Here is a 15,101-nt window from a genome sequence, read left to right on the forward strand (position 1 = left end):
GAAACAGGCACCCAAAAAATAAACCCCACCAGGATGGCGGGGTTTATTAAAATTTTGAAAAAGATTTTTACGGTTTGGAAATTAATTTCCCACTCTGTTTGGCTCCGTTTTTACCGGTTAACTGGTAAAAATAAACGCCTACAGGAAGATTCATTGGTAATGAACTTGTTTTTTGTGACAGAACAGTTTGCATTACTTTAGCGCCCGCTGTATTGAAAATGGTCAGTGTGGATCCTCCGTCTAAGTCCTCCATTTTTATGTTTAAAACATTGGAGAAAGGATTGGGGAAAAGCTGAGCTTCTTTGGCTGCAACGGTATTAGAAATTGTTCCTAAAAGTTCACAACCGGAAGTCATCTGTGCATTGATTCCAAAAGTAGAAATTCCACCACTCGTACTTAATACACGGCCTTCAATCTCAACACCTTTATTAATGATAACAGCACCATTGTTTCCAATAACTGAACCTTTAAATTTCGTGTAATCATTGATGTTCACCGCGCCATCAACTTTCCAGAAAACGTTTTTCGCCTGCGCCTTGTTGATGAGTTCTACGGAAGCATAAGTACTTGTAGACAAAGCGCCGTTGATTTTAATGACAAACACTGCATCTGGGTTATTCTGCGCATTAAGGATCACTTTTCCGTTAAGTACAGTGGCTGCATTCATTTCGTAAGTATGCGGAGTCAGTTCCAGATCCTGTCCGAACGCTGCAGGATAAAGAAGTTCAATATCTGTAGGAAGCGTGTTGAGGAAAGTATATGCATTATTAAGATCTAATGAAGCTTTAGCGGTAGAAGGATCCGGCATAAGGTGGATCGTGCCGGTTACTTTTGTAGCTTCAAAACCTGTGGTAAGTCCTACATTGGTTCCAACATCACCGGTTATATAAGTGATTCCTGTATTGGTTAACGAACCGTTTCCAGTGAATACTGTGTAACAGACAACAGTGCCTAACGGCGGTTGAGCCGGGCCTGTAAGTACCTTTGATCCGCAGCCAACCGGCTTTCTTACGGTAACTCCCGATACGGTAACAGCGCCTGTTGTAGAAAGTGCACGACCTTCAAGTGAAGCGCCAGAACGAAGAATGATGGCTGCGTTATTTGCTACGATGGTTCCTTTCATTGCAGTGTTCGTGGCAAGGTCAACAAGGCCTTCAACTTTCCAAAATACATTGCAGGCAAGTGCTCCGTTGGTCAGTAAAACCTGCGCACCTGCTGCTGAGGATAAAGCTCCCTGAATTTTAAAGATAAAAACTGAATTGGCATTTCCGCCACCATCAAGTGTTAAAGTGTTGCTTAAACTTGCACTTTCTCCGATAGAGTAAGTTCCGGCAGTAAGTATCTGTCCGTTTCCTAAAAGAGGAGAAGGGAAATAGTTGGGAGTCGCTGCGTTTAACTGGTTGTAAGCAATGATAAGATCGGCTGCGGCAATCATCGTCGTTCCGTCTGAATCATGCATTACCCCATCTACGTTTCCAAAATTGGTGCTTGACCCGTTATTGGTGCCCACATCTCCAGTAAGGTGAGAAAGGCCAGTATTAGATACTGCGCCATTCGTAGAGAAAAGTGCAAAGTTAGCGGCACTCCCCAGAACCGGAGCCTGAGCTTGTGCCAGTGAACTAAAGCTCATGAATGCAGCCGAAGCTGCCAAAAGTATAAATTTTTTCATTTATTAAGAATTAAACTGAGTATAAGCACTACAGTTCATCAAAGATACTCTCTTTTTTCAATAAACAATATTATTTTGATAAAAATAATGGTATTTTGGTGTTTTTATTTTAATAATATCAATTATATTAATGTATTTTGTGTTTGTTCTTCGATATTTATTTGTGATTTTAATAATTATATTTCGATTAAATGTTGAGGTGAATAATATTTTTTCACATTCCGGCTATTGTCCTGTAATTCCGACACGATTGAGCACAGATCGATGAATAAAAATCCTAAACGTTTCCTTACAAGAAAGAGGATTAAAATATTTAAAAAGAAAAACCTCATTTAAATCTTTTTTAAATGAGGTTGGTGTTGATTGCGGGATGAAATCTCTTTTTAATTAGCTGCTATAATATTTGCCAATTCCGGCAGAATCGAAGGTAAACGCTTTTTCGTTTTCTGATTTGTCCAACTTATTATTAATGGTCAAAGCCCATAAAATAAGTTCTTTGCAGAAGTTTTGATCTTCCGGATTTAACTGGTCTGCATATTCGCCGATTATTTCTGAAAGGGGTTTTATGCTGTTTAGTTTCGTATAGAATTCCTGATCGGTATCGTCGAAATTTAATTCTAAAGAATTTTTATTAAACCATTTAATGACATCGGTATATGGCGCTTTGATGCCTTCTTTTTCCAGTTTCGGGATTCGGGGGAAAATCATTTCAAACTGCGTCATCACGGCTTTGTCAATGAGAATTTTCGCGACATGATCGGCTCCTTCCTGTTCGCCTTCATAAACCAGTTCAATTTTTCCGGTGACCGACGGAATGATTGACAGGAAATCCAGCAAACGCACCGTCGTTTTTTCAGCATATGATTCTATTAAACGCAGTTTTGCGGCGGCCATTAAGTTTTCCATGGCACTGATCGTCAATCTCGCACTCACGCCACTTTTCGCATCTACATATTCGCTGTTACGCGCTGCAAAAGCCACTTCTTCCAAAAGGTCTTTGGCTAAACTTGGAACTTGAATTTGTGCTTTATCTTCTTTAGAAATTAAAGCTTCCTGTTCGGTGATCTGTCTTGCAAGCGCAATGGTTTTCGGATAATGCGTGAAAATCTGGGACCCGATTCTGTCTTTTAAAGGCGTTACAATACTTCCTCTGTTCGTATAATCTTCCGGATTTGCCGTAAAGACAAACTGAATGTCCAGCGGCATTCTCAACTGAAAACCCCGAATCTGAATATCGCCTTCCTGCAAAATATTAAATAAGGCAACCTGAATTCTTGCCTGTAAATCCGGCAGTTCATTCAGAACGAAAATACATCGGTTCGCGCGGGGAATCATGCCGTAATGCAAAACGCGTTCGTCGGAATAGGGAAGTTTTAAAGTCGCTGCTTTGATGGGATCGATGTCGCCAATTAAATCTGCTACATTCACGTCTGGAGTGGCGAGTTTTTCAAAGAAACGGTCGGAACGGTGCACCCAGGAAATCATGGTTTCGTCGCCATGTTCTTCAATCAGGTCCCGTGCGTATTTTGAAATCGGTTGAAAAGGACTGTCATTGATTTCAGAACCTTTTACGATCGGCATGTATTCATCGAGCAAATTGACCATGCTTCTCGCAATCTTGGTTTTTGCCTGTCCGCGAAGTCCCAGAAGGTTGATGTGATGTCCGGCTAAAATTGCTTTTTTCAGCTGCGGAACTACGGTGTCTTCATAACCCCAAAGACCTTCGAATACCGGTTCTTTCGCTTTAATTCTGGCAATTAAGTTCGCCTGAATTTCCTGATTAATGGTTTTGTGGGTATAACCGGAATCTTTTAATTCTTTAAAAGTGATATCGTTTTTCATGTATTTATAATGATGATTTATTTCTTAATTTATTTTAAAATCGGTCTGTCTATCCGTCTATTGTCTCTTAGTCTGCTGTCTCTTAGTCTATTGTCTCTCCCTCTATCAAATTCTCTTAATCCTGTTCCGCTCATAATCTTCAAAAATCATTTCTCCTAAACCGGAAAGACCTGTTAAGAAAGCTTTTCCCTGATTTTGAGCCGTAAAAGCATCCACGAATTTTCGCAGATAAGGATCCTGGGCGATCATAAAAGTGGTGATTGGGATTTTGAGTTTTCTGGCTTGTGCGGCTTTATTGAGACATTGATCAACAATCATCTGATCGAGACCGTTGCTGTTCATGTAGAATTCGCCGTTTGGTAATTTAATGCAACTTGGTTTACCGTCGGTGATCATGAAAATCTGCTTGTTGGTATTTCTTTTTCTCCGCAGGATATCCATTGCCAATTCCAGGCCGGCCACGGTATTGGTGTGATAAGGTCCGACCTGCAGATAGGGAAGGTCTTTGATTTTAATGGGCCACGCTTCATTTCCGAAAACGATAATATCAATGGAGTCTTTCGGATATTTTCTTTTGATTAATTCCACCAACGCCATAGCGACTTTCTTTGCAGGCGTAATCCGGTCTTCGCCGTACAGAATCATAGAGTGGCTGATGTCGATCATCAATACGGTACTCATTTGTGCTTTGTGTTTTGTTTCTTCAACGATAAGGTCGTCTTCGGTTAAACGCAAATCTGAAATTCCATTATTGATCTGGGAATTTTTTAAACTTTCGGTCATATTGAGGGCTGATAAATCATCGCCATATTGAAAGGAACGGTGTTCACCTTCGCGTTCATCACCTACGCCCGCTTTTTTGGTGCTGTGATTTCCGATACCGCTTTTTTTGAGCTTTCCAAAAATCTGATCCAAAGCGAATTGCCTTAAAGCTGCTTCCAGTTTGGCAGTCAGTATGTTTTTGCCTTTGCCGGTTCCGGTGTTGCCATCTTTGTCCTCTTTTTCTTCCTTGATATAACCGCGCTTTTTCAGATCTTCTTCAAAATCTGCGAGCGTATATTCATCGGTAAAAATATCGTATTCTTTATCGAGCATGTCGAGCCATTCAAAAGCTTCTTCGATATCGCCCGAGGTGTGGGTCAGCAAATCTTTAAAAACATCAAAAACCCGGTCAAAATGGGAGATTTCTTTCGGAGTATGTTTGGTGAAGATAAATCCTCTGCCGAAATTTAATTCTTTATCTGTCATTTTCTTTTCACATTAAGTGCACACAAGATATAGAAATATCGTTCCAATAGACCATCTGAAAAATAGAAAATAGTAATCATGGTGATATAGACTTCATGTAGCTGATGAAAGCTACTTTCTGTCTTTGATTAAAGGATGTTTAATAAAAGCCTCCCCGGAGTGAGGAAAGTGGTTTTGTTATAGAGCCTTGGGAATGGAAATACAGCAGCGCAAGAAACTACTGTGATGATTATCAGGAGATTTTAGAAATTGATGTAAATTTGTAATTATTATGGGTACGAGCGAGACGCTCGCACCAGCGTGGGGAAATAGACCGAAAAACTTAGGAAAATACCGAAGATTGATAGCCTAAACTTCAACTGCAAAATCTGAAGTTGTATCCTTCTTTCAAGATTATTATTTATATTTGTAAGTGATATAATGATTTATTGATTTTTGTCGTTCTCCCGACAAGTCACGTTCCACTCTCCAAGTGCGATACTCCATAGCGAGTCCATAGCAACTCCACAGCCACACCAGTGATTTTATAGTTAAGCCATTAACCTACAGTATATTATTTGAAGATTTAGGTACTCTGTAAGGTTAAGGATCCCTATCTATATCCTAAACTAATAACCAGGATTGGCAAGTATTTCAAAAAAAACGGTATTCTGATCGGACCTTTAGGGAATCTGGTATTCGTCAGCAGCGAATCCCACATTTACGTCCCAAATATTCCCCGCTTAAACAAACCCCAAAAACAAAAGCAGCTGAGGGCATTCGGCATTACAAGTGCACAGGACAAACTGTTCCGCGAAGCGCTCATGCATCAGTTCCCCCTGGTCTGGGCGCAAAGTCATTAAGTTAGTGTGTTAAAACTATCAGATTGCCTATTTTATCTTCTTACTTTTACCTTCGATATAGGTCATGAACTGTACTCCGTCCTGCGAGATTTCAAATTTGGTATTGATGTTTTCAGGATCAAGCAAAGTATAAGTCAGCCGGAAAACAGGAACATTTGGAATTTTGTCACTGGTCATGACGATCGATTTACCGGCGTACGAGATGGAATAATGAATGGTGTGTCCCTCGTTGTCAAAGTAGACTGCTTTGGATGGATTTCCGCCAATGTCGCGGTAGATGAACATCAGGTCATCGTGTATGATCAGCGGTTTATCTGCGGTGGCCGGATATTCGGAATGGCTCTTTCTTTCAATGATATTATGATCAAGATTGTAGGCAAAGGAGAAAGTGCCGCCACCTTGCCCCGGTTGTCCGCTGCCTTCGCCTTTCCATTCACCGATTAACCAGTTCCATTGGTCCCAGGTTTTGCTTTGCTGCCCGAAGCAGAAAATCGTCAGTGTGAAAAAAAGGGTTGTGAAAAGTAACTTTATTTTCATTACTAAACTGTTTTTAAAGTTTTTTGATTATTTCTAAGCATTAAAACCGCTTTTCCGGCTCTCGTGTGCCTCGTTGCTTCCTGTTTTGCGGAACCCACCCAGTCGCAATAGCCCTGTTGGTAGGAGTCGGATAATGTTTCAAAAAAGTCTTTTGCTTTTTGGTCACTTTCAATCAATGACTGAAGTTCCGCCGGGATTCCTTCGATGTGTTCTCCTCTTTTTAACATATTATTTTGGTTTGTATTTTAAGTTTACCACTAAGTCTCAAATATACCCATAACCTTCATTTATAATGAAAAATAGCTTCAAGATCTTCTATAAAGAGAAATTGATTGGCAATACCATTTTTATCCGGAATAAAAAGTATCGGGAAGCGGAAACTTTATTGCGTGATCCCTAGTCGGCAAAATTAACAATCTTACCTTCTTTCGAACTTTCCAAAGCAGCTTCAATGATTTTCATGTTCTGAATAATTTCCGATCCCGGCGAAGGTAACGGGTATCCAAAAACAATATGTCCGTAAATTTCCTGATAATAATTCATGTAATTCCCCGGTTCACTGGAAGTGAGAATTCTTTCTGAACCGGAGTTTTCTTTTAAATAATTGAGAATTCCGTCGGGGTTATTTAATGGTTTCATCCAGTCTTCACTGAAAGTGGGAATGGCTCCGGAAACCAATTCGTTTTCCTGATCATCGGTTCTTTCCTGTAAAAAACTTCCTTTATCGCTGTGAAGAATATAGGCGTAATGTGCTTCTTTACTGAAAACTGAAGATTTCAACCGGACGCGTAAATTATTTTTAAAGTAGAGCAGGATTTCAAAATAATCATTTGCAAAAGCTGAACCTTTCATCGAAAATACATCGGCAAACAGTTTTTCGGGAAAGCCAAAAAGTTGTGTCGCCTGATCGATGAGATGAGATCCCAAGTCATGCAGCGCACCGGAACCTTTTAACTGCGGATTTTCTTTATGCTCTTTTGCGCTGGGTTCAGTTCGGAACCGGTCGAACCGGATTTCAACTTCTTTGATATTTCCTAATTTTCCTTCATTTAAAACTTTTTGAACCTGAAGATAATCGCGGTCAAATCTGCGGTTTTGATAAACACTGAGAAAAAGGTTTTTTTCTGCCGCCAGCTTCACCAGTTCTTCGGCTTCGGAAACATCCACCGTAAAAGGTTTTTCTACAATGACATGTTTCCCGGCTTCCAAAGCCATTTTCGCATAGTCAAAATGAGTCTGAACCGGCGTGTTGACAACGACCAATTCGATATCTGCGTGCTGAAGCATTTCTTCGACGGATCTGTAAATAACGGTTTCAGGATATCTGGACTTTGATTCTTGTTTCGATCTTTCTACGACCGCATTCATAAAAAATCCCGGATGTTCCTTTAAAAAAGGGGCATGAAAAACTTTTCCGCTCATTCCAAAGGCACAAAGGCCGACTTTTACCAGTTGCATAGTTCTTAATTTTAACAAATATATTGATAAAAAATATTCTTTAGACCGTTGCTGATATTGAAATGTATGTAAGACTAAAAAATTTAATGATCGTAAAACTTTAAACAAAAATACCCCTCAGAAAACTTCATAAAGACTTTGCCGGATAAAATCTGACATTCGACGAAGTTGAACTCCTTTGCGCTTAAAAAAGCATTAAAAAAAGGGTGTTAGTCGAAAGAAATATTTGCGTCCTTGCGTTAAAAACTATAGTGCTAATGAAAACGGATATCCATTTTTTTAAACAAAAAAATACCCCTCAGAAATACTGAAGAGTACAATTTGATGTGCGTTTTTTTAAATGCGTTCGGGAATTAATTCTTCTTCCTCAGCTGCATAAAGATAGCGCTCCTTGCTGTCGTCTAATTCATCCATCCAGTCGGTGTGGTGTTGAGCGGCCATGGTTCCTGTGACCACACTTTGGTAGGTTTTGTCGCGGTAAGTAAGAATGTCCTCTTCTTTGTCCAGAAGCCATTCCTTGAACATTTCTGCCACTTTATCTACACTGAAATGCGGATAATCCGAAAGAGCAAGTAAATCCTTAATATAATCCGACTGGAAATCGACATTATCGATACTGCTTTCCAATTCATTATTTTTCTTTAACCATCGGTCCATATCGAATCTTCTTGCGGCTTCCGAAGGCAACGCCAGGCGACCCATCATAAAATCCCGCGCAACCCAGGCCTGCGCATCGAACATGTTGAAGGTGTAATATTGATCCTGCATTCCCAAATAAATTAACTGCGGCAGCTGATTGAAAAATATTCCCTTGTATAAGTGATCCGGGAACAGGTTGTTTTTGGTTTTCAACCGAAGTTCATCGGGTAAAAACGGAAACTTGTGTCTGTAACCGGTACACATAATGACAGCGTCATATTTTTCGGTCGTGCCGTCTTTAAAGAAAGCGGTATCGTCTTCGAAATGAGTAACCAACGGAAGTTCTTTGATCCCTTGCGGCCAGTCGATGCCGATCGGGTTGCTTCTGTAACTCAGCGTTACCGATTTTGAACCGTGTTTATAACATTGAACGCCAATGTCTTCTGCGGAATAACTGCTGCCAATGATCAAAACATTCCGGTCGATAAACTGATCTGCACCTCTGAAATCATGAGCATGCATCACTGTTCCGGGGAAGTTTTCAATTCCTTTGAAGTAAGGCATATTGGGGGTAGAAAAATGGCCGGATGCTACGACTAAAAAATCCAGCTCCTCGGTATAGGTTTTGTCGATTTTTAAATCATCGAGAACAACACTGAATTTTTGGGTTTCCTCATCGAAACTCACCCATCTTACGGTGGTGTCGAAACGGATATACTCGCGCGCGTTGCTTTTTTTAATCCGTCCCTGAATATAATCGAATAATACAGGCCGCGGAGGATAAGAGGAAATGGGTTTCTTGAAATGTTCGTCAAATGAATAATCGGAAAATTCCAGGCATTCTTTCGGACCATTGGACCAAAGATATTTGTACATACTTCCGTGAATAGGCTCGCCATATTTGCCGACGCCCGTTCTCCAGGAATAATTCCACATGCCGCCCCAATTCTCCTGTTTTTCGAAACAGATAATTTCGGGCATCGCGTAACCCTGGTTTTTCAGCGCTTCGAAAGCACGAATTTGGGCTAAACCGCTTGGACCCGCACCGATAATGCCGACACGCTTGTTTTTCATGACATTTTTGTTGATCATATAAAATATTTTAGTAAGAAAATCTGCTTTTTCAAAAAGTAAATTCTCTAAAATTAATAATAGCTTTTAAAAATTTTCTGCGGGATGCAGAAGGAAGAGATCTGGTCTCTAAACATGGAAATAATTTGATGAATCATCAGTGAACGGAATTTCCAATGTGAATTCTATACTTAAGCAATATTGCCAAAATACGGATTTTTTTGCGGAATTCCTAATTTGATACTGAGAAACAGGGGTCTTCTTTTTGTTTGCGATGGTGGGAATCATCATCAAGTCCGGCTTGGGGCATATTGTTTATCAGTTGTTTGTGATTTTTTTTCAACAACGAAGTTTGGTTTTATTTTAAACATTAAGAAATTAAGAATCATTAAGAAAATGCTGCTTCTGTCAGTCATAGTAAATATCTTAATCTCCCTTAATTCCTTAATGGTAAAAATTTACCATTCACTTCATCAAGGCATTTTTAATAAAAAACCCTATGGCTTCAACTTAAAGTTCATCATAATCTCAATCTGTGAAATCCGTGTGATTTTCATTTAAAAGATTTATTTTAAACATTAAGGAATTAAGAATCATTAAGAAAATGCTGCTTCCGTCGGTCATAGTAAATATCTTAATCTCCCTTAATTCCTTAATGGTAAAAATTAACCATTCACTTCCTCAAAGTATTTTTAATAAAAAACCCTATGGCTTCAACTTAAAGTTTATCATAATCTCAAACTGGAAAATCCGTCATATTTTCATTTAAAAGATTTATTTTAAACATTAAGGAATTAAGAATCATTAAGGAAATTCTCCTTCTACATTCGCATGAAACGTTCATCTTTTTATAAATTCCCGCTGTCAGCCTAAAAGTTTTGCCGATACTGTAACTTTCCCTGAAAATAAACTACTTATTCACCAAAGAAATAATAAAAAATTATGATAAAAAAATCTTTTTCAGCTTTTGGCCTTCTTCTTTTGGGAGTGGTGTCACAGGCTCAGGAAATTAAATTTGAGGAATATGATTTGCCAAACGGCATGCATGTGATTCTGCATCAGGACAATAAGGCGCCTGTTGTTACCACTGCGGTGATGTATCACGTAGGTGCAAAAGACGAAATCGAGAACAGAACCGGTTTTGCTCACTTTTTCGAGCATTTGCTTTTTGAAGGAACGCCCAACATCAAACGGGGTGAATGGATGAAAATTGTAGGGGCCAATGGTGGATCCAATAATGCGAATACCACCGATGACCGGACGTATTACTACGAAACGTTCCCCTCTAATAATTTACAGCTCGGTTTGTGGATGGAATCTGAGCGTCTGAGACATCCGGTAATTAACCAGATTGGCGTGGATACTCAAAACGAAGTGGTGAAAGAAGAGAAAAGAATGCGCGTTGATAATCAGCCTTACGGGAATATTATGAAGGCCATTAAAATTGGTTTGTTTAAAAAACACCCGTACAAAAACACGACCATCGGCGAAATGGAAGATCTGGATTCCGCGAAACTGGAAGAGTTTTTGACTTTCTTTAAAAAATATTACGTTCCGAATAACGCAACTTTGGTGGTCGCAGGAGATTTTCAGCCGGCGGAAACCAGAAAGCTGATCGATACTTATTTTGCAGGCATTCCGAAAGGAGCACCAATTGTAAGAAATTTACCTAAAGAAGATCCGATTACCAAAGAAACGGTGATGACTTATACTGATCCTAATATTCAGTTGCCGGCTTATCTTTATACGTACAGAACGCCAAGTGATAAAACACGCGATTCTAAAGTTTTAGACATGGTTTCTTCTTATTTGAGTAATGGGAAATCTTCTGTTCTGTATAAAAAACTGGTTGATCAGGATAAAAAAGCACTTCAGGTTCAGGCCATTAATTTAGGAGAAGAGGATTACAGCGTATTTGCATTCTTTGCGATTCCGTTGGGAACAACTACAGAAGCTGCTTTACGGACAGATATCGATGCTGAGGTGAAAAAGCTTCAGACGACTTTAATCAGTGAAGAAGATTTTCAGAAACTTCAAAACCAATTTGAAAATCAGTTCGTGAATGCCAATTCAAGCATTCAGGGAATTGCGAGTTCTTTGGCGACGTATCATGTTTTACAGGGCGATACCAATTTAATCAATAAGGAAATTGAAATCTACCGAAACATAACGCGGGAAGACATCCGCGAGGTTGCCAAGAAATACCTGAACAGCAACCAAAGAGTTATTATTAATTATTTACCGGAAAAAAAATAACCGAAAATGAAAAAATCATTATATAGTATTGCCGCCGTATTTTTTGTTTCTGGCTTGATCAGTGCACAGGTTATCGACCTTAACCAAATGCCGAAACCGGGACCTACGCCGACTGTAAATATCGCCACGCCCCAAACCTTTAAACTGAAAAACGGTTTAACCGTAATGGTTGTAGAAGATCATAAACTTCCGCGGGTAAACACCACCCTGACTTTTGACCATCCGCCAATGGTGGAAGGAAACAAAGCTGGAGTAAGTGATATTATGGCGGATCTTTTGGGCAGCGGAACTTCGAAAATATCGAAAGACGAGTTTAATAAAAAAGTAGATTTCCTGGGAGCTTCCATTAATTACCGGGCAAATGGCGCCAGTGCCAACACGCTTTCAAAATACTACCCGGAAATTTTAAATCTCTTCGCTGCTGGAATTACCGATGCCAAATTCTCGAATGAGGAATTGAGTAAATCTAAAGAAAGAGGAATTGCAGGATTGAAATCGAGTGAGTTAAGTGCACAGGTGATTGGCAAGCGAGTTTTCGATGTTTTAACCTATGGCAAAAATACCGCTTTAGGGGAATACGAAACGGAACAGACTTTAAATGCTATTACTTTGGCTGACGTTCAGGATATGTACAAAAAATCGTACGCACCCAATACCGGTTATCTAGTGGTCATCGGTGATGTGAAGTACAGCGAGGTGAAGAAAATGATTGAGAATGCTTTTGAAGGCTGGAAAAAATCAGATTATAAATATCCTTCATTACCGAAATTCTCTAATGTTGCGAAAACCGAAATCGATGTGGTAGATGTTCCTACGGCGGCGCAGTCTGTGATAATGTTAGGTGACCTTCATAATTTAAAAATGAAAGATCCTCAATATTTTGCAGCAACCACGGCGAATTATATTTTAGGAGGCGGAAGTCTGGAAACCCGTGTGAACATGAACCTTCGCGAGAAAAACGGATTTACTTACGGCGCTTATACCTCTCTGGACGTTTCGAAATATGATTCCAGTTTTGGCGGAACTGCCAATGTTCGTGGTGAAGTTACCGACAAAGCGATCAAAGAGTTCATGACCGAAATTAAGGGAATAAAAACCATTCAACCAGAAGAACTGCATAACGCAAAAGAAAAACTCAAAGGCAGTTTCATTCTGTCTCTGGAAAGACCTGAAACAGTTGCGCGGTTTGCATTGAATTTAATTACCCAGGATTTACCAAAAGATTTCTATTCCAATTATCTGAAATCGGTGGATGCTCTGACGGTTGATCAGGTACAGAAAGCTTCTGATTCTTTTATCAAACCCAATAATATGAGAATATTTATAGCGGGAAAAACCAGTCAGTTTGCCGGGCAGTTAGATGCTTTGGGTTATCCGGTAAAGTATTTTGATAACTATGGAAATCCTGTGGCCAAACCTGAAGTAAAGAAAGCTGATGCCAGTGTCACTCTAGCCAGCGTTGCCGATAAATACATTGCAGCCATCGGTGGAAAAGACAAAGTTTCGAAGATTACCTCGATCACTTCTGTAGCGACCACGAAAATGCAGGGAATGGAACTGGGTATTAAAAATACACAGGCAAGTGGTGGAAAAGTAAATATGGAAGTTTCGATGATGGGGAATACCATTCAGAAAATGACTTACGACGGTACCAAAGGTTCGATGACCGCACAGGGAAATAAAATGGATATGCCCGCAGAAATGCAGGAAGCGTATGCCAAAGAAAAAAACCTTTTCCCGGAATTAGCTTTTGCAACTTCTAAAGAGTACACGCTCGGAGGCATCGAAAAAATTGAAGGTGCGGATGCCTACGCCGTAAAGTCTGGCAATACCACCTATTACTATGACGTGAAAACCGGCTTGAAAGTAGGTGAAATTAAAAAGCAGAAAATGCAGGGTCAGGAAATTGAAGTTCCCAGTTACTATTCCAATTATAAGGAAGTTGACGGAATTAAATTACCGTTTACCATCAAAGTAAACCAAATGGGACAGGACATGCAGTTGGATGTACAGTCTTACGAATTAAACAAAGCGACCGCAGAGGATTTTAAATAAACTTTTCTGTTTGAATAATTGATCAACGGCACTGAAAGGTGCCGTTTTTTTTGTTTAAAGGATCTTGGAAATAGAAGGTTTATAAAATTATCTTTTTACATTAATTTATTAAAAATCAGATGACTGTAGAGCGATTATCTTTTTTAGGTAAATGTTTGGATATGATTTTATTTAAAAGGATTCAGATCAAATGAAAGGCTGAAGATAACCGGCTATTGTGCATTTTTTTTGTCTAATGATTTTCTTTGATTAAAGTGTTGGGTTTAGGAATCGTGAGGAGGTAAAGAACGACAATCAGTGTGGCAAATGCGGAGATTAAAAAGGTCGCCGGTGCACCGAACTGAAACCAAATAAGGCCTGCAAATGAACTTGCGAGCATGGTGCAGATGCTCTGAAATCCCGAAAATGTTCCGATCGCCGTTGCGGTATCTTTCCGGTCACTGATATTGGAAATCCACGCTGTTGAAATCCCGTTGGTCGCAGCGGCATAAATCCCGTAAAGAGAGAACAGTCCAAAAAACACATACAGATTGGTATTCACCGACATTCCAAAATAAACCGCTGAAAACAGGAGGAGACCTGATATAAGAATTTTTTTCAAGCCTATTTTGTCCGCAAGAATCCCTATTGGAAAAGAAAAAAATGCATAAATAAGATTATAAAAGATGTAAACCGCAATAACCATCGTGTCATCAAGTCCAGACTGTTTTGCTTTGAGCAGAAGGAAAATGTCTGAACTGTTAAAAAGAGTAAAAGCAAGAAGTCCGATGACTAATTTTTTGTATTCCGGCGGGCTTACTTTCCAGTAATTAATAAACGAAAAGAAAGAAGCAGCTGATTTTGGTTTGATATCTTTTGGGTGTTTATCTTTCAATAAAAAAGAAGCAAGAACAGCAAGAAGTCCCGGAATAAAAGCAATAAAAAAAAGAGTCCGATAGTTCTGTGGATAAAAATACAGATAAATTAAAGCCAAAGAAGGCCCGATGACCGCTCCCAAAGTATCCATGGACCGGTGAAAGCCAAAAATCTGACCTTTCGTTTCCGCGGTGGCTTCATCTGAAAGCAGGGCGTCTCTTGCTGCTGTCCTGATTCCTTTTCCGAAACGGTCAAGGGTACGGCTAAAGAAAATCAAAAGGGGATACGTAAAAATAGCCATCATCGGTTTTGAAACCGCACTGAAAGCATACCCGATTTTAACAAATGGAACTCTTCTGCCTGAATTGTCTGAAAGTTTGCCAAAGTAAGCTTTGCTCATGCCTGCGGTAGCTTCTGCAACTCCTTCAAGTATTCCGATAAGCACAATTGAAAAGCCGATTGATTTTAAATACATGGGCATAACCGGATACAGCATTTCACTGGCAATGTCGGTGAAGAGACTGACCAGTGACAAGATCCAAATGGTGCGTGTAATATATTTCACAATTTCTCCTTTTTAGTCGGTTGTTCAATATTTGCGGGTCGTTCAATAGCAGCTTACCAAATAT

10 protein-coding genes are annotated in these 15,101 nt (G+C 39.6%); 2 read left to right on the forward strand and 8 right to left on the reverse strand.

Annotated elements, in window-relative coordinates; genetic code table 11:
• Nucleotides 1–67 precede the first annotated feature (67 nt).
• From QGN23_RS14210 to QGN23_RS14245, 7 genes are all read right to left on the reverse strand, one after another.
• Nucleotides 68–1,669: an ice-binding family protein gene (locus tag QGN23_RS14210; RefSeq protein WP_282904900.1), complete on the reverse strand. Its 1,602-nt coding sequence runs from the start codon at nucleotides 1,667–1,669 to the stop codon at nucleotides 68–70.
• A gap of 387 nt (nucleotides 1,670–2,056) precedes the next feature.
• Nucleotides 2,057–3,511 carry a sigma 54-interacting transcriptional regulator gene (locus tag QGN23_RS14215; protein ID WP_282904901.1) on the reverse strand — a complete coding sequence of 485 codons (1,455 nt, stop codon included), beginning with the start codon at nucleotides 3,509–3,511 and terminating at the stop codon, nucleotides 2,057–2,059.
• 105 nt (nucleotides 3,512–3,616) lie between these two features.
• On the reverse strand, nucleotides 3,617–4,759 hold the full coding sequence (locus QGN23_RS14220) for a vWA domain-containing protein (protein ID WP_282904902.1): 1,143 nt from the start codon (nucleotides 4,757–4,759) through the stop codon (nucleotides 3,617–3,619).
• A gap of 869 nt (nucleotides 4,760–5,628) precedes the next feature.
• Nucleotides 5,629–6,138, reverse strand: a complete 510-nt coding sequence (locus tag QGN23_RS14230; RefSeq protein ID WP_282904903.1) for a hypothetical protein — start codon at nucleotides 6,136–6,138, stop codon at nucleotides 5,629–5,631.
• Between the two features lie 2 nt (nucleotides 6,139–6,140).
• Nucleotides 6,141–6,365 (reverse strand): YdeI/OmpD-associated family protein, encoded by a 225-nt coding sequence (locus tag QGN23_RS14235; RefSeq protein WP_282904904.1) that lies wholly within the window; start codon nucleotides 6,363–6,365, stop codon nucleotides 6,141–6,143.
• Between the two features lie 169 nt (nucleotides 6,366–6,534).
• Entirely contained in the window at nucleotides 6,535–7,596 is a 1,062-nt protein-coding gene (locus QGN23_RS14240) for a Gfo/Idh/MocA family oxidoreductase (RefSeq protein WP_282904905.1), read from the reverse strand.
• A 336-nt stretch (nucleotides 7,597–7,932) separates the two neighbouring features.
• The gene (locus QGN23_RS14245; protein WP_317622321.1) at nucleotides 7,933–9,309 is read right to left on the reverse strand and encodes a flavin-containing monooxygenase; all 1,377 of its coding nucleotides are present in this window, start codon (nucleotides 9,307–9,309) and stop codon (nucleotides 7,933–7,935) included.
• A 939-nt stretch (nucleotides 9,310–10,248) separates the two neighbouring features.
• On the opposite strand from QGN23_RS14245, the gene QGN23_RS14250 reads away from it, so the two are divergent.
• Nucleotides 10,249–11,562 (forward strand): M16 family metallopeptidase, encoded by a 1,314-nt coding sequence (locus tag QGN23_RS14250; RefSeq protein ID WP_282904907.1) that lies wholly within the window; start codon nucleotides 10,249–10,251, stop codon nucleotides 11,560–11,562.
• Between the two features lie 6 nt (nucleotides 11,563–11,568).
• On the forward strand, nucleotides 11,569–13,617 hold the full coding sequence (locus tag QGN23_RS14255) for a M16 family metallopeptidase (protein ID WP_282904908.1): 2,049 nt from the start codon (nucleotides 11,569–11,571) through the stop codon (nucleotides 13,615–13,617).
• Nucleotides 13,618–13,849: 232 nt separating this feature from the next.
• Here QGN23_RS14255 and QGN23_RS14260 read toward each other — a convergent pair whose 3' ends face one another.
• Nucleotides 13,850–15,037, reverse strand: a complete 1,188-nt coding sequence (locus QGN23_RS14260) for an MFS transporter (protein WP_282904909.1) — start codon at nucleotides 15,035–15,037, stop codon at nucleotides 13,850–13,852.
• Between the last annotated feature and the right edge of the window lie 64 nt (nucleotides 15,038–15,101).

The organism is Chryseobacterium gotjawalense, assembly GCF_030012525.1.
GTDB classification, from domain to species: domain Bacteria; phylum Bacteroidota; class Bacteroidia; order Flavobacteriales; family Weeksellaceae; genus Kaistella; species Kaistella gotjawalense.